We start from the raw sequence: 18,654 nt of genomic DNA on the forward strand, positions 1-18,654 counted from the left end.
TGGACGCAACGGGCTTAAACAGCCGGCGTCACGTTGACCATGTGCTTGCTCAGTTCGCCTTTGGTAGAAAACGACACATGGCCGTCGACCAGGGCAAACAAAGTGTGGTCTTTGCCGATGCCGACATTGTTGCCTGCATGGAACTTGGTACCACGTTGACGAACGATGATCGAGCCTGCACTGATCAGTTCACCACCGAAAGCCTTGACGCCGAGCATTTTTGGCTTGGAATCACGTCCGTTGCGCGTAGAGCCGCCGCCTTTTTTCTGTGCCATGACCTATTCTCCTCAGGCAGCGATCGCGCCGATTTGCAGTTCGGTGAACTGCTGGCGGTGACCCTGACGTTTCTGATAGTGTTTGCGACGGCGCATCTTGAAAATGTGCACTTTGTCGTGCTTGCCATGAGCCAGCACTGTGACTGTGACTGTTGCGCCGGACACCAGGGGCGTGCCGATCTTCAGGTCTGCGCCGTTGCCGACTGCGAGAACTTGATCAATCACGATTTCCTGGCCAACGTCCGCAGCAATCTGTTCTACTTTAATTTTTTCGCCAGCGACAACACGATACTGTTTGCCACCGGTTTTTATGACCGCGTACATAAATGACCTCTTTGAATGGAAGTTTCCAAGGGCTAATCCCCAAGGAACCTGAGATTCTAGCACGGCCACCCATGGCTGAACAATCTGTCGCTTCCCGAATGCACATGCTTCAGGGGGCCAAGCGCGACGGTCTCTATAATTGCATCTCGCACTGGGTGCGTTTTGTTCCACCCGCCTCGGCTCCACCGAGCTCCCCTGCCGGATCTTCCATTTGTCTGCCTCAGAAAACAGCACCACAGCCGTTCTAGAACTGGTGGCCCCAGACATGGCCATGGTCGACCATGTCATTGCCCAGCGCCTCGATTCCGGTGTGCCCTTGGTAGGAGAGGTGGCCCGCTACATCATTTCAGCTGGAGGCAAGCGCCTTCGCCCGGTCCTGCTGCTGCTCACTTGCGGAGCCTTGGGCTACACCGGTGGCCAGCGCCACAACCTGGCGGCCGTGGTCGAATTCATCCACACCGCCACCTTGCTGCACGACGATGTGGTGGACGAGTCCACCCTCAGGCGCGGCAGGGCCACGGCGAATGAACGCTTTGGCAACCCGGCCAGCGTGCTCGTGGGTGATTTTTTGTACTCGCGCGCCTTTCAGATGATGGTGGGCGCAGACAGCATGAGGGTGATGCAAACCCTGGCCGATGCCACCAACGTGATCGCCGAAGGCGAGGTGCTGCAACTGATGAACATGCACGATGCCTCTCTTGATGAAGAAGGGTATTTGCGGGTGATCCGCTCCAAAACCGCCAAGCTGTTCGAAGCCAGCGCTCGCTTGGGGGCCATTTTGGCAGGCAGCTCGGTAGCCATTGAATCTGCCTGCGCCGATTACGGCCAAGCCTTGGGCACAGCCTTTCAGGTGATTGATGATGTGCTCGACTACGATGGCAACACCACTGAAATGGGCAAAAACTTGGGCAACGACCTGCGCGAAGGCAAAGCCACACTGCCTCTGATCTTGGCTATGCAGCGCGGTACGCCCGAACAAAGCCGCACCGTTCACCAGGCCATCGAGACCGGCAGCGTGGATCGTCTGAATGACATCGTGGCCATTGTGCGCGACACAGGGGCCCTGACTGCGACCCGAACAGCCGCAGCGGCGCAAGCGCAACGCGCCATCGATGCTGCCATGCAACTGCCGAACAACGCCTACCGCGCCTCGATGGTGGCACTGGCGTCTCAACTGCTTGAGCGACGAACCTGAGCGTTAACAGATTTTGGCGTTGCAACTCGCATGAGGGTACGCCCTCTCGTCGAATGGGTTTGATTTACAAATGCGGAGCAAAAAGCGATGATGCAAACAGCAAATACTCGCACCAAAGGCCTCGCATGCCCGCCACAGGACCCACCCAAATTCACACATCCCCTATCGATGATGCGCCGGTGGTCACCTGCGTGCAGCAACTGCTCGAGCAAGCCGTGGCCCTGAAAGCTTCGGATCTGCACTTCGAACCGTACGAACACCATTACCGGGTTCGCATGCGAATTGATGGCGAGCTGCGCGAAGTCGCTTCTCCGCACATGGCACTGAAGGACCGCTTGGCGTCCCGCATCAAGGTGATGTCGCGCCTGGATATTGCCGAAAAGCGCCTGCCCCAAGATGGGAGAATGAAACTGCTTTTGGCCGAGGGCAGGGAGCTTGACCTGCGCGTCAGCACATTGCCCACCTTGTTTGGTGAAAAGCTCGTGATCCGCGTTCTTGACTCTGCACAAGTCCAACTGGACTTGACCAATCTGGGCTATGAACCCGATGATCTGGCCCAGTTGCTGAAGGCGATCCATGCCCCCCACGGGCTGGTTTTGGTGACCGGTCCCACCGGATCAGGCAAAACACAATCGCTCTATGCCTGCCTGAACTTGCTCAACACCGCCGAAGTGAATATTGCCACGGTGGAGGACCCCTGTGAAATCCAGCTCACAGGCATCAACCAGGTCAATGTCCAGGACAAGCCCGGCTTGAATTTTGCAGTGGCCTTGCGCGCATTTTTGCGACAGGATCCAGATATTTTGATGGTGGGAGAAGTCCGTGACCTGGAGACCGCCAACATCGCCATCCAGGCCGCGCAAACTGGCCACCTGGTGCTGTCCACCTTACACACCAACGACGCACCATCCACCTTGGTCCGCTTGCGCAACATGGGCACGGCCCCCTACAACATCGCCGCCAGTGTGAGCCTGATCACGGCACAACGCCTGGTGCGCTGCCTTTGCCCCTCGTGCAAGAAAAGCACCACGCTACAGCCAGAAATTTTGCTTCGATCTGGTTGGCCACAAGCCATGTGTCCAGCAGATCTTGTGCCTGTTTTCGAGCCTGTAGGATGCCCAAAATGCCATAAAGGCTTCAACGGTCGGACTGGCATCTTTCAGGTCATGCCGGTCAGTACCGAGATGCAGCAGTTGGTCCTGCAAGAGGCAGGCATTCAGGAAATGGATCGCCAAGCCCGCCGGGAAGGCGTCAGCAGCTTGCGGATTGCGGGTTTGCGCAAAGTACTGCAAGGCATCACCTCACTGGACGAGGTGCTTGCCGCCACACGGGATGGGACATGAAAGCCCCAGCTTCAGAGCGGTCCCAACCGACCTTTCGTTGGTCTGGTTTTGACGTTCGTGGACGCCGCCACAACGGCACCATACAGGCACAACATGCCGACCTGGCCCGTGCTCTCGTGCGGCAGCAGGGATTTCAAAAAGTGCAGGTTCAACGCCTGTGGTGGTCGACACCCGAGAAAATCAAGAGCAAAGACCTTGCAACCATGACTCGGCAGTGGGCAGCCATGCTGAAAGCCGGTGTCCCAGTGGTCCAGGCGCTGGGCATGTTGTGCCGAAGCATGACCAGCAAAACATTGGTGGCTGTCATGCAAACCGTTCTCAGCGATGTCGAATCCGGTGTCGCGCTGCATGATGCCTTGGCCAGGCACCCTCGTCATTTCAGCGGTCTGTACGTGCACATGGTGCAAGCGGGTGAATCGGCTGGAATTTTGGACGCCATGATGGAACGCTTATCGCAGACGCTCGAAAAAAACGAGGCTTTACGCGCCAAAATCCGCTCTGCGCTGATGTATCCCACCACAGTCATGTTGGTGGCCTTGGCGATTCTGGTTCTGATTTTGGTGTGGGTAGTGCCTGTCTTTGAGGATGTTTTTTTGTCCATGGGTGCCAAACTACCACTGTCTACCCAAATAGTGGTGAGTATCAGCGACACTCTGACCCATCTCTGGCCAGCGGCCTTGCCCCTGCTGTTGCTGATCATCTGGGCCATCAAACACGAGGGACCGCGCGCCGATCAATTACGTCTTTGGGCTGCAGGGTGGTTCTTGCTCTGGCCGGTATTGGGGCCTATGTTGACCACTGCGGTTGTAGCACGCTGGTCACAAACCCTCTCGGCCTTGTTGTCCGCAGGCGTTCCCATCTCGGAGGCTCTGGGACCTACCGCGCAAGCATGTGATCATCCAGTGTTCGAGGAAACCACCTGGCAACTGCACCGCCGAGTGGTCCAGGGCAGCAGTTTGAGCGAAGCGATGCAACAAACCGGGCAGTTTCCGGCGATGATCGTTCAGTTGTGTACAACGGGCGAGGAAACCGGGGCCTTGGACAGCTTGCTGGGCAGAGCAGGCGGGCTGATGGCGACCGAGCTCGATGATCAAGTCAGAGGGCTGACCAGTTTGCTTGAGCCGATGATCATTGTGGTCTTGGGTGGCTTTATTGGGGCCATCCTGGTGGCCATGTACCTGCCTATATTCAATTTGGGACAAGTTTTCTGAGATGAGCAACAGCGTTTTGACCTTCGGATGGGCAGGCTTGCTGGGTCTGATGATCGGCAGCTTCCTGAATGTGGTGATCTACCGCTTGCCCTTGATGATGCAAGCACAGTGGGACGCGGCCAACCACGAAGCGAGCGCACGCAAGTGGTCCTTCAACCTGGCCGTGCCACGTTCACATTGTCCTCAATGCCAACATCCTTTGGGGTGGCGAGAGAACATACCTGTGCTCAGCTTCATGGCCCTGCGCGGGCAATGTGCGCACTGTCGAGCCCCGATTCCGTGGCGATACCCGGTCGTTGAATTGATCACGGCTGGGCTTTTCATGGCTGTGGTGTCGCGGTATGGCTGGAGTATCCAGGCAATGGCTTGGGCTGGTTTTGCTGCGGCCTTGGTGACCCTGGCCGCCATCGATGCCGCCACACACCTGCTCCCCGATGCCATCACCCAGCCCCTGGTCTGGTCTGGCCTGCTGGCTGCACACCTGGGCTTGTCAGACCTCGGTTTGGGCGATGCACTGTGGGGAGCCGTGGCGGGCTATCTTTTTCTTTGGTGGGTATATTGGTTGTTCAAAGGCGTCACCGGTAAAGACGGCATGGGACAGGGCGACTTCAAACTCTTGGCCGCTCTCGGGGCCTGGTTGGGCTGGCCCGCTTTGCTGTCGCTCGTGCTGATCGCTTCCTTGACCGGCGTCCTGGGCGGCCTGGCCTTGAAGCTGCGCGGACAATTGTCAGACAATGGCGAACTGGCCTTTGGGCCCTACCTTGTCTTCGCAGGTTTGTGGGTCATGAACTTTGGCCCCCTACCCTGGTTCTGGATCTGAACAGACATGCCTCTACGCACTTGGCGCCTCGGTTTAACTGGAGGTATTGGCTGCGGCAAAAGCACAGTGGCCAGCATGCTGGCCGCACGTGGTGCCGCCGTGATCGATGCCGACGCGATTTCGCGCAGCCTGACCGCGGCTGGTGGCCGGGCGATCACCCCGATTGCCCAGGCATTCGGGCCACAGGTGATCGATGCCCAAGGCGCGATGGACCGACAAGCCATGCGCCAGCGGGTGTTCCGAAATGCGGCAGCCAAAAAGCAACTCGAAGCCATCATCCACCCTTTGGTCAGCCAGATCACGGCAGAGCAGGCACACGCTGCGGTGCAAAGCGGCCGTCAGGTGCTGGTGTTCGATGTGCCCCTGCTGGTTGAGTCGGGCCATCGCTGGCGCCAACAGGTCGACCGGGTGCTCGTGGTGGACTGCGATACCGATACACAAAAACAAAGGGTAATGGTCCGCAGTGGACTGACAGCGGAAGAAATTGACCGCATTGTGGGGCTGCAAGCCTCGCGCGCGCAGCGCTTGGCCTGCTCCGATGTGGTGATCTACAACCAAGGCCTGAGTTTGGCCAAATTAGACGCCCATGTGGCCCAGGTGGCTGCTGACTTCGGGCTATGATGGCAGGACTGGAAGACGCTGTGTGATTCTTTACGAATACCCTTTTAACGAACGCATTCGCACATACCTGCGGTTGCAACACCTCTTCAACCGCCTGGGTCAATTGATGGCTCGCACAGACGCGGTTGACCACCACTTTGCCCTGACCACTGTGTTCGAGATCGTCGAAGTGGCCTCACGCTCCGAGCTCAAATCCGATCTCCTGAAAGACCTGGAACGCCTTCGACAAATCTACAACGGATACCTTGGCAACCCTGCCATCTCCGAGCGAGCCCTCGACGACGTGATAACCCAGCTCGATGATCACTTTGAGGCTCTCAATCAGGTCTCTGGCAAGATCGGCCAAAGCCTGAGCGACAACGATTTCCTGATGGCCTTGCGCAGTCGGGCCGTGATTCCGGCCGGCGCCTGTGAATTTGACTTGCCCGCATACCACGCTTGGCAACACCAAGCAGCAGCCAGCCGAAAGCAAGACCTGGTGCAATGGGTGGAGCCTTTTGGACCCTTGGCACAGGCCTTGAAATTGCTGCTGCAAATTCTGCGCGAATCGGGCAACAGCCAAAAGGTCATGGCCACAGCAGGGCAATTGCAGCAAAACCTGTCCCAAGGCCGCAGCTATCAGCTACTGCGCCTGAAGATCGACGACACACTGGGCATCACCCCCGAGATCGGCTGTAACCGCTTCCTGTTGGTGATCCACATGATGCGCCAGCAAAGAAACGGGAAATTGGTCCCCACCACCGATGACGTGCCCTTCGAGATCACTTTGTGCACATGAGCGAAGCAAATCAAGCCCAACAAGATTTCGCACCCCGCAAGGTGCGCTGCCCTGCCTGCTCGGGCTTAAGCCTATACAGCCCTGCCAACCCCTACCGCCCGTTTTGCAGCGCGCGTTGCAAAGGTGTTGATCTGGGGGCCTGGGCCAGCGAAGCATTCAAACTGCCCGACGACAGCCCGCTGGACGAAGCATTTGGCGAGCCACGTCAGCAATAAACCTGTCACGCGGGCCTGCATTATGCGTACGTGGGCCCACTGAAGCTGCGCTCATCAGCCAGCCACCCCAGTACCGGCACCGTACCCGGCAGCACAGGCACCACTGCCACCGGCAGCGTCTGCCAGGCATGCGATTGGGCTTCGCGCATTTGCAACTCACCCTGCCACGCCCACACCTTGCAAAAGTGCAAGCGCACCAGGGCGTGGGGGTAGTCGACCATCTGGGTTTTCCAAACTTGCGCTGGCCCGATCGTGATGCCCAGCTCTTCTTGCAACTCGCGACGCAAAGCTTGCTCAACCGACTCGCCCGCTTCCAGTTTGCCGCCAGGGAACTCCCAATAGCCTGCGTACACCTTGCCTTCGGGGCGCGAGGTCAGCAAAAACTGGCCATCGGCTTGGAGCAAAACACCCACGGCCACATCGACGACGGCGCGCTCGGCCTGGCCCTTTGCCAGGTCTTGCCGTACACGCTCACCGTCTGCGACCAGCAGGCCTGTGCTCATGCGCGATCCGATTGGCGACCCATCATGTCGCGGGCAAATTGGTATGCCACACGGCCACTGCGCGAACCGCGTTCCAAAGCCCAGAGCAACGCATCGGGGCGAGCGGCCTCGATTTGCGCGGGTGTGGCTCCCAGGGCGCTGAGCCATTGGCCTGCGATGGTCAGGTACTCGTCCTGTGAGAAAGGGTAGAAACTGATCCACAGGCCAAAGCGCTCGGACAGGGAAATTTTCTCTTCCACGCCTTCACCCGGGTGCACTTCGCCGTCGTCGGTGTGCTTGTAGGTGAGGTTCTCGCTCATGTACTCGGGCAAGAGGTGGCGGCGGTTGCTGGTCGCGTACACCAGCACGTTGGGGGTCGAGGCAGCCACAGTGCCGTCCAAAATGGACTTGAGCGCCTTGTAGCCCGGCTCACCGTCTTCAAAGCTCAGGTCGTCGCAGTACACAATGAACTTTTCATCCCGCCCGGATACCACCTCGATGATGTCGGGCAAATCGGTCAGGTCTTGCTTGTCCACCTCGATCAGGCGCAAGCCTTGCGGTGCATAGGTGTTCAGGCACGCCTTGATGAGCGAGGATTTGCCGGTGCCGCGTGCGCCCGTGAGCAGCACATTGTTGGCCGGATGGCCATGCACAAACTGCTCGGTGTTGCGTTGCAGCTTTTCTTTTTGGTCGTCGATTTCCTTGAGGTCATCGAGCGTCATGGCCGCCACATGGCGCACCGGCTCCATCACGCCATGGCCTGAAGAACGCTTGCGGTAGCGCCAGGCAATGGCTTGCGTCCAGTCGGGGGCCGACAGGGGTTGGGGCAAGACCGACTCGATGCGGTCCACCAACTGGCTGACTTTGGCCAGCAGTTGGTCCAGAGCTGAAGAAGCAGGAGAATTCATGAACGGTAATCCGCGTTGATGGTGACGTAATCGTGGCTCAGGTCGCAGGTCCAGACGGTGTCGCTGGCGGCGCCGCGGCCCAGGCCAACGCGCACGGTGATCTCGCTGCCCTTCATCACACGCTGACCGTCTTCTTCGCGGTACTCGGCGCGGCGTCCGCCTTGCGAGACCACATGCACGTCGTCCAGGTGGAGCTCGATCAGGCCTTGGTCCAAATCCTCGATGCCCGCATAACCCACGGCGGCCAGGATGCGGCCCAGGTTGGGGTCGCTGGCAAAAAAAGCGGTTTTGACCAAGGGCGAATGCGCGATCGCATAAGCCACCTGGCGGCACTCTTGGCCCGTGCGGCCGCCTTCGACCTGCACGGTGATGAACTTGGTGGCGCCCTCGCCATCGCGCACGATGGCGTGGGCCAGCTGGCGGGCCACTTGCATCAGGCCCTCAAGCAAGGCCTGACCATCGGCGCTGTCCAGCGAGGTGATGGGGGCATGCGCCGCCTTGTGCGTGGCGATCAACATGAAGGAATCGTTGGTCGAGGTGTCGCCGTCGATGGTGATGCGGTTGAACGAACCATCGGCCAGTTGCTTGGCCAATGCGGGCAGCAATGCGGGGTCAATGCAGGCATCGGTGGCCACAAAACCCAGCATGGTGGCCATGTTAGGGCGGATCATGCCCGCACCTTTGCTGATGCCGGTGATGCTGACGGTTTTGCCACCCACATGCACCTGGACACTGGCCGCTTTGGGCACGGTGTCGGTGGTCATGATGCCTTCTGCGGCCTTGGCCCAGTGAGCGGCTTGCGCGTCTGCCAGTGCAGCAGGCAGGCCCGCCACGATGCGGCCCACTGGCAGCGGCTCCATGATCACGCCGGTCGAAAAAGGCAGCACTTGCGCGGACGTGCAGTGCAGCAAACCGGCCAAGGCTTCACAGGTCTGGCGGGCATGGGCCAAGCCCGGCGCACCCGTGCCGGCATTGGCATTGCCGGTGTTGACGACCAAGGCGCGCACCGCGCTGCCAACGGCCAAGTGCTCGCGGCAAACCTGCACAGGGGCGGCGCAAAAACGGTTGCGGGTGAACACGCCTGCCACATTGGCGCCCTCGTCCAGCAAAAACACGGTGAGGTCTTTGCGGTTGGCTTTGCGTACGCCTGCTTCGGCGATGCCGATGCGCACGCCCGCGATGGGCTGGAGTTGGGCGGGGTCCAGAGGGGGCAAATTCACGGGCATAAACATCCTTCAGGAAAACAATCGGTAGTCAGACGGCACAAGGACAAAACGGGCCGAAGCCCGTTTCATTCGTCCAGCCTTTTCAGGCCAGTTTGCCGTGGCAATGTTTGAATTTTTTGCCGCTGCCGCAGGGGCAAGGCTCGTTGCGCCCAACCTGGCCCCAAGAACTGGTCAAACCCGTCAAGCCAGGAGCAGCTCCAGCGGCTTGCACTTGGGGCTGGCCGGTTTCATCCGGGGCGGTGTAGGTCACGTTGCTGATTTGCTCAGCGCGTTCTTCGATGGCCTGTGCGGCTTGCTGCATCTGATCGCCCGAGTCGACGCGCACGGTCATCAAAGTGCGGGTCACTTCATTTTTGACCGAATCGAGCAATTGACCAAACAGTTCAAACGCTTCGCGCTTGTATTCCTGCTTGGGTTGCTTTTGGGCATAACCCCGCAGATGAATGCCCTGGCGCAGGTAATCGAGCGCACTCAGGTGCTCGCGCCAATGGGTGTCGATACTCTGCAACAAAATCATGCGCTCAAAAGAGAGGAAGCTTTCGGCCCCCACTTGATCGAGTTTGGTCTGGAACTTCGCATGGGCTTGGGCCAGCACTTTCTCGACAAGATCCTCATCAGTGATAGCGTTGGATGCCTGAACCTGGTCTTGCAAATCGAGTGCGATGCCCCATTCTTCGGATAAGGCTTTTTCTAGGGACTGCAGATCCCATTGCTCCTCCACCGATTCCACCGGCACATACTGGCGGACCAAGTCGGTAAAGCAACCTTCGCGTAAAGCGGCGATTTGGGCGTTCAAATCCTGTGCATCAAGGATGTCGTTGCGCTGCTGGTAAATCACCTTGCGCTGGTCATTGGAGACATCGTCGTATTCGAGCAGCTGCTTGCGAATGTCAAAGTTACGCGCTTCGACTTTGCGCTGTGCCCCTTCAATGCTGCGCGTGACAATGCCCGCCTCGATGGCCTCGCCCTCGGGCATCTTCAGGCGATCCATGATGGAGCGCACCCGGTCACCCGCAAAAATACGCATGAGCGGATCGTCCAGGCTCAGGTAAAAGCGTGAAGAGCCGGGATCTCCCTGGCGACCCGAACGTCCTCGCAGCTGGTTGTCGATTCGGCGTGACTCATGGCGTTCGGTGGCGATGATGCGCAAACCGCCCAAAGCCTTGACCTGTTCGTGCACCAATTTCCATTGCTCACGCAGTTCATGGATTCGCTTTTGACGCGCAGCTTCGGGCAGACTCTCATCGGCCTCGATGGCCTGCACGTCTTTTTCAATGTTGCCGCCCAACACAATGTCGGTGCCACGACCGGCCATATTGGTGGCGATGGTGATCATGCCGGGACGTCCGGCCTGGGCCACAATGTCGGCTTCGCGGGCATGCTGTTTGGCGTTGAGCACCTGGTGTGGCAGCTTTTGCTGCGTCAGCAGTTGCGCAATCAGCTCCGAGTTTTCAATCGAAGTGGTGCCCACCAGCACCGGCTGGCCACGCTCGTGACATTCGCGGATGTCAGCAATGGCCGCGGTGTAACGCTCTTGTGAAGTTTTGTACACCCGATCCAGCTGGTCTTCGCGCTGGCTCTTGCGGTGCGGCGGAATCACCATGGTCTCCAGACCATAGATCTCCTGGAATTCATAGGCCTCGGTGTCTGCCGTTCCCGTCATGCCGCCGATCTTGTTGTACAGACGGAAATAGTTCTGAAAGGTGATGGAAGCCAGCGTCTGGTTTTCGGCTTGGATATGCACGCCCTCCTTGGCCTCAACGGCCTGGTGCAGGCCATCGCTCCATCGGCGTCCCGTCATCAAGCGCCCGGTGAACTCGTCAACGATGATGATTTCGCCCTCTTGCACCACATAGTGCTGGTCACGGTGGTACAGATGCTGAGCACGCAAAGCAGCATTCAAATGGTGCATCAGCGTGATGTTGGCCGGGTCGTACAGGCTCGCACCTTCGGGGATCAAGCCCAATTGCGCCAGAACCGCTTCGGCTTTTTCGTGACCTTGTTCGGTCAGAAAAATCTGATGCGCTTTTTCATCCACAGTGAAATCGCCAGGCGTGATGATGCCTTCGCCCGTGCGCGGATCCGCCTCGCCTTCCTGACGGCTGAGAAGGGGCACCAACTGCTTCATCGAGATGTAAGTGGCCGTGTGGTCTTCGGCCTGGCCGCTGATGATCAGAGGGGTACGTGCCTCGTCGATCAGGATGGAGTCCACCTCGTCAATGATGGCGTAATGAAGCGAACGCTGAACCCGGTCATTGGCTTCATGGACCATGTTGTCGCGCAGGTAGTCAAATCCATACTCGTTGTTGGTTCCGTAGGTGATGTCTGACGTGTAGGCCGCTTGCTTTTCTTGGCGCGTCATCTGGGGCAAGTTAATGCCCACCGACAGACCCAAAAAGTTGAACAATTTACCCATCCACTGCGCATCACGGCTGGCCAGGTAATCGTTCACCGTGACCACGTGAACCCCTTTGCCTGCGATTGCATTGAGATAGGCAGGCAGGGTCGAGGTCAGTGTCTTGCCCTCACCCGTTCGCATTTCGGCAATCTTGCCGTTGTGCAGGGCAATACCCCCAGCCAACTGCACATCAAAATGGCGCATCTTCATGACGCGCTTGGAGCCTTCTCGCACCACAGCGAAAGCCTCTGGCAACAAGACATCCAGGCTTTCACCAGCGGCTGCGCGGTCCTTGAACAGTTGGGTTTTGACTTTGAGCTCATCATCGCTCAGCGCTTCCAGTCCAGCCTCCAAAGCATTGATGCGCTCAACGGTTTTGCGGTACTGCTTGAGCAGGCGGTCGTTGCGACTGCCGAAAATCTTGGTGAGGAAAGGGATGGCCATGTCAGTTGGGTCCACCTTCAGCCTGGGGCCGAAAAACGGACCGTCTATCCTGTCAAATAAAAGAGTTCATGAAACCGGGCTTTGTTGGTCTGCGCCGTGATCGCCCTGGCCGTGCATCCTGCAGGATGCCCGACTTGAGCCGATCATTTTAGCCGTTCATCACAAGGGCCATGGCCCCAACAAGGCTCTGGCTTGCTTGCATTCCCTAACCCATCGCGTCAAGTTTCGCCGCCTCGTTGCGACTGTGCAGGATAATCGTAGAGCCCCCAAGACCGCACCATGCATAGACGTCACCAATCCATCCCACTGCAGCAAGCCGCACAAGAGTCACCGACTTTGTCCCTGTTGATGGGGCGTGTGCGGGAATCTGCGGATCGTATGCATGCCATCCGAAGCCTGTTGCCCGCCGGGTTGCGCACCAGCGTGCAGGCGGGTCCGCTTGAGCAGGGCTGCTGGTGTTTGTTGGTGGACTCCAATGCGGTGGCAGCCAAGGTTCGACAAATGTTGCCCGCCTTGCAATCCCACTTGAGCCAGCAAGGGATCGGCGTGGACTCGATTCGGTTGAAGGTCCACAAACGTTGACCATCAGGAGACTACCCACAAAAAAGCCCCGACCAGTAAAGGAACAGGGCTTCAATGATGGTGCCGCTTGTCGGATTCGAACTGACGACCTACCGCTTACAAGGCGGGTGCTCTACCAACTGAGCTAAAGCGGCACGGCACAGATTCTAACGTGATCCATAGCCATTTAAGGGCCTGGCACCGTTAATTCTTTCACTTGATCCGTTTCAAGGCCGGGCGTGCAGAGCCGGAGCTCGGTGGCGGAGGATCATCGCCCTCATCCACCGGCGCATCTTGTACGGGCACGGCAGACAATGCGGGAGGCTCTGCGGTGGCGTCATCACTCACAGGAAAAGCCATGCCTTGACCATTTTCACGTGCATAAATGGCCATGACCCGATGAATCGGCACCATGATGTCACGAGGTTGTCCACCAAAACGGGCCTTGAACTCAATGAATTCATTGCCCAGTTTGAGCGAGCTGGTGGCATCCATGCTGACATTGAGCACGATCTCACCACCTTGCACGTATTCACGGGGTACCTGCACCGACTGGTCTACCTTGACGGCCACATAAGGCGTAAAACCGTTGTCTGAGCACCAGTCGTACAAAGCCCGAATAAGGTAAGGACGAGTGGAGGGCAGTTCGGTACTGCTGATCATGGTGGAGACCTCCCCGGATTTACTTGCGCATGACTTTTTCAGAAGGCGTGAGTGCCTCAATGTAGGCTGGACGCGAAAAAATACGCTCTGCGTATTTGAGCAAGGGCGCTGCGTTTTTGCTCAACTCAATGCCGTAGTAGTCCAGACGCCACAACAAAGGGGCAATCGCGACATCAAGCATCGAAAAGTTGTCACCCAACATGAACTTGTTCTTCAGGAAGACGGGTGCCAACTGTGTCAGACGGTCGCGGATGTGCGAACGGGCTTTTTCTAGCGCCTTGTCATTGCCTTTGAGGGCGCGGTTTTCCAGCGTCAGCACATGCGTGAACAGCTCTTTCTCGAAATTGAGCAAGAACAAGCGGACACGGGCACGGTCCACCGGGTCGCCGGGCATCAGTTGCGGATGAGGGAAACGCTCATCAATGTACTCGTTGATGATGTTCGACTCGTACAGGATCAGATCACGTTCCACCAGGATCGGCACCTGGCCGTAGGGATTCATCACATTGATGTCTTCGGGCTTGTTGTACAAGTCCACATCACGTATTTCAAAGTCCATGCCTTTTTCGAACAGCACAAAGCGGCAGCGGTGAGAAAAAGGACAAGTGGTTCCAGAATAAAGCACCATCATGGTGGAGGCTCCTCAATAAATCAAAAAGAGTGGGAGGCCCCAAAGGCCCGCCACTCCAAAGAGCCCGGCTGGAAAGCCGGGTGAAAGCTCATTTACTTGACGTCTTTCCAATACGCCGCATTCAAACGCCATGCGATGAAGGTAAAAAAGGACAAGAAAATCAAAACCCACACACCAATGCGTACGCGTGTGTTTTGAGCCGGTTCTGCCATCCACTGCATATAGCCAACCAGATCACCGATGGCCTGATCGTATTCCAAAGGGGTCATCGTGCCCGGCTTGGTTTGTTTCCAGCCTTTGAAAACCTGGACTTTTTGACCTTTGTCTTCTTTTTCTTCAAAGATGGGCTCGCGCTCACCTTGCAGCTGCCAAAGCGGGTTGGGCATACCCACGTTGGGATAAGCCAAGTTGTTCCAGCCTATTGGCTTGGAATCGTCGCGATAGTAGGTGCGCATGTAAGTGTAGAGGTAATCAGCCCCGGTACCACCTGGGCCGGAACGTGAACGCGCCATCAGGGTGAGGTCAGGCGGGTTTTTGCCGAACCACTCTTTGGCCTGCACCGGATCGATGGCGGCCTTCATAGTGTCACCCACTTTTTCGGTGGTGAACATCAAGTTGTCCTTGATCTGCTGATCGGTCAGACCAATGTCTTTCAGGCGGTTGTAACGCATGAAGGCAGCCGAATGGCAGTTCAGGCAGTAGTTGACAAACAACTTGGCACCATTTTGCAAAGCGGCCAGATCGTTGGTTTTCTTGGGAGCCTTGTCCCAGGCAATACCGCCCCCGGCTGCATGAGCACCTGCCACCATACCAAGGGCCACCACAAAGCCGAGTGCGAGTTTCTTGAGGTTTTTCATGATCTTGACTCTCCGGGGTCTCAGTGAGGCGTGAAGGTCACGCGGTCAGGCACTTGCTTGAACGTGCCCAGCTTGCTCCACCAAGGCATCAACAGGAAGAAGCCAAAATAGAACAGGGTACCCACTTGGGACACCCGCTCACCGATGGGCGAGGGCGGCTTGACGCCCAAATAGCCCAAGATCAGGAAGTTGATCACGAACACTGCATAGACATATTTGTGCCAGTCAGGACGGTACCGGATCGACTTGACAGGACTGTAATCGAGCCAAGGCAAGAAGAACAAAATGATCACTGCAGCGCCCATGACCACCACACCCCAGAACTTGGCGTCAATGGACAAAAGCAACACACAAATCACAATACTTGCACCCACCAAACCGCCTTTGAGCAAAGCAGGCAGTTTGCCCTTGGCCACAGCCAAGAAAGCGCCCACCACCACACACAACACCAAAACGTACATCATCTCTGTCGTGATGGCACGCAGCATGGAATAAAACGGCGTGAAGTACCAAACAGGTGCAATGTGCAAAGGCGTGGTCAACGGGTCGGCCGGAATGAAGTTGTTGTACTCCAGGAAATAACCACCGAATTCAGGCGCAAAGAACACCACCGCGCTGAAAGCCATCAGGAACACGCTCACAGAGAAAATGTCATGAACGGTGTAGTAAGGGTGGAACGGAATGCCATCCAAAGGGTTACCTTTGGCATCCTTGGGGGCATCTGCAGCCTTGATTTCAACGCCATCGGGGTTGTTGGAGCCCACTTCGTGCAGCGCAATGATGTGCGCCACCACCAGGCCCAGCAGCACCAAAGGCACGGCGATGACGTGGAAGCTGAAAAAGCGGTTCAGGGTGGCGTCGCCCACCACGAAGTCGCCGCGGATCAGCAAAGCCAAATCAGGTCCGATCACAGGCACGGCCGAGAACAGGTTCACGATCACCTGAGCGCCCCAGTAAGACATCTGGCCCCAAGGCAGCAGATAACCCATGAAGGCTTCGGCCATCAGCACCAGGAAAATGGCGCAACCGAAAATCCAAACCAGTTCGCGCGGCTTGCGGTACGAGCCGTACATCAAACCCCGGAACATGTGCAGGTACACCACAACGAAGAAAGCAGAGGCGCCTGTCGAGTGCATGTAGCGGATCAACCAGCCCCAGGGCACATCGCGCATGATGTACTCGACCGAAGCAAACGCCAATGCAGCATCGGGCTTGTAATGCATGACCAAAAAGATGCCGGTCACGATCTGGATGACCAGAACCAGCAGCGACAACGCGCCAAACACGTACCAAAAATTCAGGTTTTTGGAAGCGTAGTACTCGGAAAGGTGCTCCTTGTACAGCTTGGAGGCCGGAAAACGGTTGTCCACCCAGTTGAGCAGCTTTTCACCGACGGGAGCATTTGGAGAGATTTCTTTGAATTGAGCCATGTTGTACTCCATCAAGCCTTTTTGTCCTCACCAATAAGCAACTTGGTGTCAGACAGGTACATGTGCGGCGGCACTTCAAGGTTGTCAGGTGCAGGCTTGTTCTTGAAGACGCGACCGGCAAAATCAAAAGTGGAGCCATGGCAGGCACACAGGAAACCGCCATTCCAATCATCGGGCAGCGAGGGCTGAGGGCCTGGCGCAAATTTATCGGCAGGCGAACAACCCAAATGCGTGCAAATGCCCACAGCCACCATCACCTCTGGCTTGATCGAGCGGTGCTGGTTCTTGGCATATTCAGGGGTCGGATAAGCCGTGCGCTCGGAAGCAGGGTCCGCCAACTGGGACTCGGTCTTTTTCAAGGATTCGAGCTGCTCGGGCGAACGCTTCATGATCCAAACGGGTTTGCCGCGCCATTCGACGGTCAGCTTTTCACCGGGGTTCAAAGCGGAAATATCCACTTCAACAGCGGCTCCAGCAGCCTTGGCGCGTTCGGACGGTTGAAAGCTGCTGACGAAGGGGGTGGCCACAAAGCCAGCGCCTACAGCACCTGCACAAGTAGAAGCAATCAGCCAGGTCCGCTTGCTGTTGTCGACTGGGGTGTCACTCATGGGAATCCTCTAGCGAGTCGTTATCAGGGTCAACCCATGATTGTAGCGGAGTGAAACAGATAAGCGACTTACAACTCAATAGGCCTCTGCATGAATGGGTCACAATGGCAGCTGCAACCACAGCAGGGGGTTTTCCCATGGCATTTATCCAGGAATTCAAAACATTTGCACTCAAAGGCAACGTCGTTGACCTGGCGGTGGGCGTCATTGTCGGTGCTGCGTTCGCCAAGATCGTTGACTCATTGGTGGCCGACGTGATCATGCCACTGGTCAGTTTGGTTTTTGGTGGTTTGGACTTTGCCAACTACTACTGGCCACTGTCAGGACAAACCGCCAACTTGTCTCTTGCGGAAGCCAAGAAACTCGGCGCAGTTTTTGCGTATGGCAACTTCATCACCGTGGCCTTGAACTTTTTTATCCTAGCTTTCATCATTTTCTTGATGGTTCGGCAAATCAACCGGCTCAAGTCACTTCAACCCGCCGAAACTCCAGCACCCAAGGCACCCGAGCTCACTGAAGAGGTGGCGTTACTGCGAGAAATTCGGGACAGCCTGAACCGCCAATCCTGAACCTCGTTGGTCCCTCAGGGGCCCCCATGGGCAAGCTGACGGGCCATTCGAATGGCCCGAACCATGCTGCTGGCATCGGCCAGGCCTTGACCCGCCAAGTCCATGGCGGTGCCGTGATCCGGGCTGGTCCTGATCAAAGGCAAGCCCAAAGTCACGTTCACGCCCTGCTCCACCCCAAGGTACTTGACCGGGATCAAGCCCTGGTCGTGATACATCGCAATGACCACATCAAATTCACGCTGCCCGTCGGCGCGTTGGCGCGCCCGCATGAACACGGTGTCAGGCGCACAGGGCCCATGCACATCCAAGCCCTCCAGGCGGGCCAGCGCCAGGCAAGGCTGCAACACCTCGATTTCTTCACGACCAAACAAGCCGCCCTCACCGGCATGCGGGTTGACCCCTGCCACTGCGATGCGAGGTCTGCGCCCCAGCATCCGGGCCAATGCCGTGTCGGTGATGTGCAAGGTCTGCAGCACCCGCTCTAGAGTGATCGCCTCCAGCGCCTCGCGCAGCGAGACATGGATGCTGACCAACACGGTGCGCAGCTCGTCATTGGCCAACATCATGCGCACCGGCATTTGGTCAACAGACACCCCAGCATGACGGGCTGCCTCGGCCTGTAACAGCTCAGTGTGGCCGGGGTACTGATCGTACGGGGCACCTGCGGCGTGCAAGGCTTTTTTGTGCAAAGGGGCCGTCACGAGCGCCGATACCTCGCCTCGCAAAGCAGCCCGTGTGGCCCACAACACCGACTCACCTGCCAATTGCCCGGCGCGGGCGTCAACTTGCCCCCAAGGCAAAACGGGAGCCACCGGCCCCACTTGCAGCACTGGCAAGCACCGGGGCGGCAGCTCCAGCGCCTGGGCGGGTGAATCGATGCCGCACACCGGCAAAGCAGGCACCGGCTGCACCAAAGCCAAGGCGCGGCGCATCAAGCCCACATCGCCCGCCACAAAACAGCCACGGGTCAACTCGGGCGCGTCGCGCCAGGCCTTGGCGATGATCTCCGGGCCAATGCCACACGGATCTCCGGGGGTGATGGCGATGGGTAATTTCATGGTCAATGGGCTCTTTCGATGTACCGAGGGCCACCGC

The 18,654-nt window shown here is 57.7% G+C and carries 20 protein-coding genes, 1 tRNA gene and 1 pseudogene; 9 read left to right on the forward strand and 13 right to left on the reverse strand.

Translation table 11 applies throughout. The annotated features are described in order from the left end of the window. Window positions 1–14: 14 nt before the first annotated feature. A complete protein-coding gene (gene rpmA / locus HEQ17_RS11195; protein ID WP_019430604.1) occupies window positions 15–275 on the reverse strand; it encodes a 50S ribosomal protein L27 in 261 nt (86 codons plus the stop codon). Window positions 276–287: 12 nt separating this feature from the next. Next, complete coding sequence (gene rplU / locus HEQ17_RS11200) at window positions 288–599, reverse strand: 50S ribosomal protein L21 (protein ID WP_296292822.1); 312 nt, start codon at window positions 597–599, stop codon at window positions 288–290. 211 nt (window positions 600–810) lie between these two features. Between rplU and HEQ17_RS11205 the strand changes: the two genes are divergently transcribed. From HEQ17_RS11205 to HEQ17_RS11235, 7 genes and pseudogenes are all read left to right on the forward strand, one after another. Further along, window positions 811–1,794, forward strand: coding sequence for a polyprenyl synthetase family protein (locus tag HEQ17_RS11205; RefSeq protein WP_296292823.1), 984 nt, complete (start codon window positions 811–813; stop codon window positions 1,792–1,794). Between the two features lie 158 nt (window positions 1,795–1,952). After that, window positions 1,953–3,137 (forward strand): annotated as a pseudogene (locus HEQ17_RS11210) (ATPase, T2SS/T4P/T4SS family); the annotation flags it as partial. After that, complete coding sequence (locus HEQ17_RS11215) at window positions 3,134–4,348, forward strand: type II secretion system F family protein (RefSeq protein ID WP_296292824.1); 1,215 nt, start codon at window positions 3,134–3,136, stop codon at window positions 4,346–4,348. The pseudogene HEQ17_RS11210 and the gene HEQ17_RS11215, both read left to right, overlap by 4 nt. Before the next feature lies 1 nt (window position 4,349). Beyond that, window positions 4,350–5,168, forward strand: a complete 819-nt coding sequence (locus tag HEQ17_RS11220) for an A24 family peptidase (RefSeq protein WP_296292825.1) — start codon at window positions 4,350–4,352, stop codon at window positions 5,166–5,168. Window positions 5,169–5,174: 6 nt separating this feature from the next. Continuing rightward, complete coding sequence (gene coaE / locus HEQ17_RS11225) at window positions 5,175–5,789, forward strand: dephospho-CoA kinase (RefSeq protein ID WP_296292826.1); 615 nt, start codon at window positions 5,175–5,177, stop codon at window positions 5,787–5,789. A 22-nt stretch (window positions 5,790–5,811) separates the two neighbouring features. Next, on the forward strand, window positions 5,812–6,567 hold the full coding sequence (gene zapD, locus HEQ17_RS11230; RefSeq protein WP_296292827.1) for a cell division protein ZapD: 756 nt from the start codon (window positions 5,812–5,814) through the stop codon (window positions 6,565–6,567). Then, window positions 6,564–6,782: a DNA gyrase inhibitor YacG gene (locus HEQ17_RS11235; protein ID WP_296292828.1), complete on the forward strand. Its 219-nt coding sequence runs from the start codon at window positions 6,564–6,566 to the stop codon at window positions 6,780–6,782. The genes zapD and HEQ17_RS11235 overlap by 4 nt, the downstream gene beginning before the upstream one ends. Before the next feature lie 20 nt (window positions 6,783–6,802). Here HEQ17_RS11235 and HEQ17_RS11240 read toward each other — a convergent pair whose 3' ends face one another. From HEQ17_RS11240 to secA, 4 genes are all read right to left on the reverse strand, one after another. Continuing rightward, a complete protein-coding gene (locus HEQ17_RS11240; RefSeq protein WP_296292829.1) occupies window positions 6,803–7,285 on the reverse strand; it encodes an NUDIX domain-containing protein in 483 nt (160 codons plus the stop codon). Continuing rightward, complete coding sequence (locus HEQ17_RS11245) at window positions 7,282–8,172, reverse strand: ATP-binding protein (protein WP_296292830.1); 891 nt, start codon at window positions 8,170–8,172, stop codon at window positions 7,282–7,284. The genes HEQ17_RS11240 and HEQ17_RS11245 overlap by 4 nt, the downstream gene beginning before the upstream one ends. After that, window positions 8,169–9,398 (reverse strand): bifunctional glutamate N-acetyltransferase/amino-acid acetyltransferase ArgJ, encoded by a 1,230-nt coding sequence (argJ, locus tag HEQ17_RS11250; RefSeq protein WP_296292831.1) that lies wholly within the window; start codon window positions 9,396–9,398, stop codon window positions 8,169–8,171. The genes HEQ17_RS11245 and argJ overlap by 4 nt, the downstream gene beginning before the upstream one ends. A gap of 82 nt (window positions 9,399–9,480) precedes the next feature. Further along, complete coding sequence (gene secA / locus HEQ17_RS11255) at window positions 9,481–12,240, reverse strand: preprotein translocase subunit SecA (protein WP_296292832.1); 2,760 nt, start codon at window positions 12,238–12,240, stop codon at window positions 9,481–9,483. Window positions 12,241–12,519: 279 nt separating this feature from the next. On the opposite strand from secA, the gene HEQ17_RS11260 reads away from it, so the two are divergent. Then, the gene (locus tag HEQ17_RS11260) at window positions 12,520–12,822 is read left to right on the forward strand and encodes a hypothetical protein (RefSeq protein ID WP_296292833.1); all 303 of its coding nucleotides are present in this window, start codon (window positions 12,520–12,522) and stop codon (window positions 12,820–12,822) included. 58 nt (window positions 12,823–12,880) lie between these two features. On the opposite strand, the gene HEQ17_RS11265 is transcribed toward HEQ17_RS11260, so the two are convergent. From HEQ17_RS11265 to petA, 6 genes are all read right to left on the reverse strand, one after another. Continuing rightward, window positions 12,881–12,956, reverse strand: a tRNA-Thr gene (locus tag HEQ17_RS11265). 58 nt (window positions 12,957–13,014) lie between these two features. Next, window positions 13,015–13,464, reverse strand: coding sequence for a ClpXP protease specificity-enhancing factor (locus tag HEQ17_RS11270; protein WP_296292834.1), 450 nt, complete (start codon window positions 13,462–13,464; stop codon window positions 13,015–13,017). Window positions 13,465–13,483: 19 nt separating this feature from the next. Then, a complete protein-coding gene (locus HEQ17_RS11275) occupies window positions 13,484–14,095 on the reverse strand; it encodes a glutathione S-transferase N-terminal domain-containing protein (protein WP_108427527.1) in 612 nt (203 codons plus the stop codon). A 92-nt stretch (window positions 14,096–14,187) separates the two neighbouring features. Further along, a complete protein-coding gene (locus HEQ17_RS11280) occupies window positions 14,188–14,952 on the reverse strand; it encodes a cytochrome c1 (RefSeq protein WP_296292835.1) in 765 nt (254 codons plus the stop codon). Window positions 14,953–14,972: 20 nt separating this feature from the next. Then, window positions 14,973–16,382, reverse strand: a complete 1,410-nt coding sequence (locus HEQ17_RS11285; protein ID WP_296292836.1) for a cytochrome bc complex cytochrome b subunit — start codon at window positions 16,380–16,382, stop codon at window positions 14,973–14,975. A gap of 11 nt (window positions 16,383–16,393) precedes the next feature. Next, window positions 16,394–16,990 (reverse strand): ubiquinol-cytochrome c reductase iron-sulfur subunit, encoded by a 597-nt coding sequence (gene petA, locus HEQ17_RS11290; RefSeq protein ID WP_296292837.1) that lies wholly within the window; start codon window positions 16,988–16,990, stop codon window positions 16,394–16,396. 137 nt (window positions 16,991–17,127) lie between these two features. Here petA and mscL point away from each other — a divergent pair, with 137 nt between their 5' ends. After that, the gene (gene mscL / locus HEQ17_RS11295; protein WP_296292838.1) at window positions 17,128–17,559 is read left to right on the forward strand and encodes a large conductance mechanosensitive channel protein MscL; all 432 of its coding nucleotides are present in this window, start codon (window positions 17,128–17,130) and stop codon (window positions 17,557–17,559) included. A gap of 14 nt (window positions 17,560–17,573) precedes the next feature. Here mscL and pdxA read toward each other — a convergent pair whose 3' ends face one another. After that, window positions 17,574–18,617: a 4-hydroxythreonine-4-phosphate dehydrogenase PdxA gene (gene pdxA / locus HEQ17_RS11300; RefSeq protein ID WP_296292839.1), complete on the reverse strand. Its 1,044-nt coding sequence runs from the start codon at window positions 18,615–18,617 to the stop codon at window positions 17,574–17,576. Between the last annotated feature and the right edge of the window lie 37 nt (window positions 18,618–18,654).

It is taken from the genome of Limnohabitans sp. (assembly GCF_023910625.1).
GTDB lineage: Bacteria > Pseudomonadota > Gammaproteobacteria > Burkholderiales > Burkholderiaceae_C > Limnohabitans_A.

Bases quoted from the DNA above. Each gene is read 5' to 3' on its own strand.
- rpmA (WP_019430604.1), bottom strand. From the start codon at position 275: ATGGCACAGAAAAAAGGCGGCGGCTCTACGCGCAACGGACGTGATTCC.
- rplU (WP_296292822.1), bottom strand. From the start codon at position 599: ATGTACGCGGTCATAAAAACCGGTGGCAAACAGTATCGTGTTGTCGCT.
- HEQ17_RS11215 (WP_296292824.1), top strand. From the start codon at position 3,134: ATGAAAGCCCCAGCTTCAGAGCGGTCCCAACCGACCTTTCGTTGGTCT.
- HEQ17_RS11220 (WP_296292825.1), top strand. From the start codon at position 4,350: ATGAGCAACAGCGTTTTGACCTTCGGATGGGCAGGCTTGCTGGGTCTG.
- coaE (WP_296292826.1), top strand. From the start codon at position 5,175: ATGCCTCTACGCACTTGGCGCCTCGGTTTAACTGGAGGTATTGGCTGC.
- HEQ17_RS11235 (WP_296292828.1), top strand. From the start codon at position 6,564: ATGAGCGAAGCAAATCAAGCCCAACAAGATTTCGCACCCCGCAAGGTG.
- HEQ17_RS11240 (WP_296292829.1), bottom strand. From the start codon at position 7,285: ATGAGCACAGGCCTGCTGGTCGCAGACGGTGAGCGTGTACGGCAAGAC.
- HEQ17_RS11245 (WP_296292830.1), bottom strand. From the start codon at position 8,172: ATGAATTCTCCTGCTTCTTCAGCTCTGGACCAACTGCTGGCCAAAGTC.
- argJ (WP_296292831.1), bottom strand. From the start codon at position 9,398: ATGCCCGTGAATTTGCCCCCTCTGGACCCCGCCCAACTCCAGCCCATC.
- secA (WP_296292832.1), bottom strand. From the start codon at position 12,240: ATGGCCATCCCTTTCCTCACCAAGATTTTCGGCAGTCGCAACGACCGC.
- HEQ17_RS11260 (WP_296292833.1), top strand. From the start codon at position 12,520: ATGCATAGACGTCACCAATCCATCCCACTGCAGCAAGCCGCACAAGAG.
- HEQ17_RS11270 (WP_296292834.1), bottom strand. From the start codon at position 13,464: ATGATCAGCAGTACCGAACTGCCCTCCACTCGTCCTTACCTTATTCGG.
- HEQ17_RS11275 (WP_108427527.1), bottom strand. From the start codon at position 14,095: ATGATGGTGCTTTATTCTGGAACCACTTGTCCTTTTTCTCACCGCTGC.
- HEQ17_RS11280 (WP_296292835.1), bottom strand. From the start codon at position 14,952: ATGAAAAACCTCAAGAAACTCGCACTCGGCTTTGTGGTGGCCCTTGGT.
- HEQ17_RS11285 (WP_296292836.1), bottom strand. From the start codon at position 16,382: ATGGCTCAATTCAAAGAAATCTCTCCAAATGCTCCCGTCGGTGAAAAG.
- petA (WP_296292837.1), bottom strand. From the start codon at position 16,990: ATGAGTGACACCCCAGTCGACAACAGCAAGCGGACCTGGCTGATTGCT.
- mscL (WP_296292838.1), top strand. From the start codon at position 17,128: ATGGCATTTATCCAGGAATTCAAAACATTTGCACTCAAAGGCAACGTC.
- pdxA (WP_296292839.1), bottom strand. From the start codon at position 18,617: ATGAAATTACCCATCGCCATCACCCCCGGAGATCCGTGTGGCATTGGC.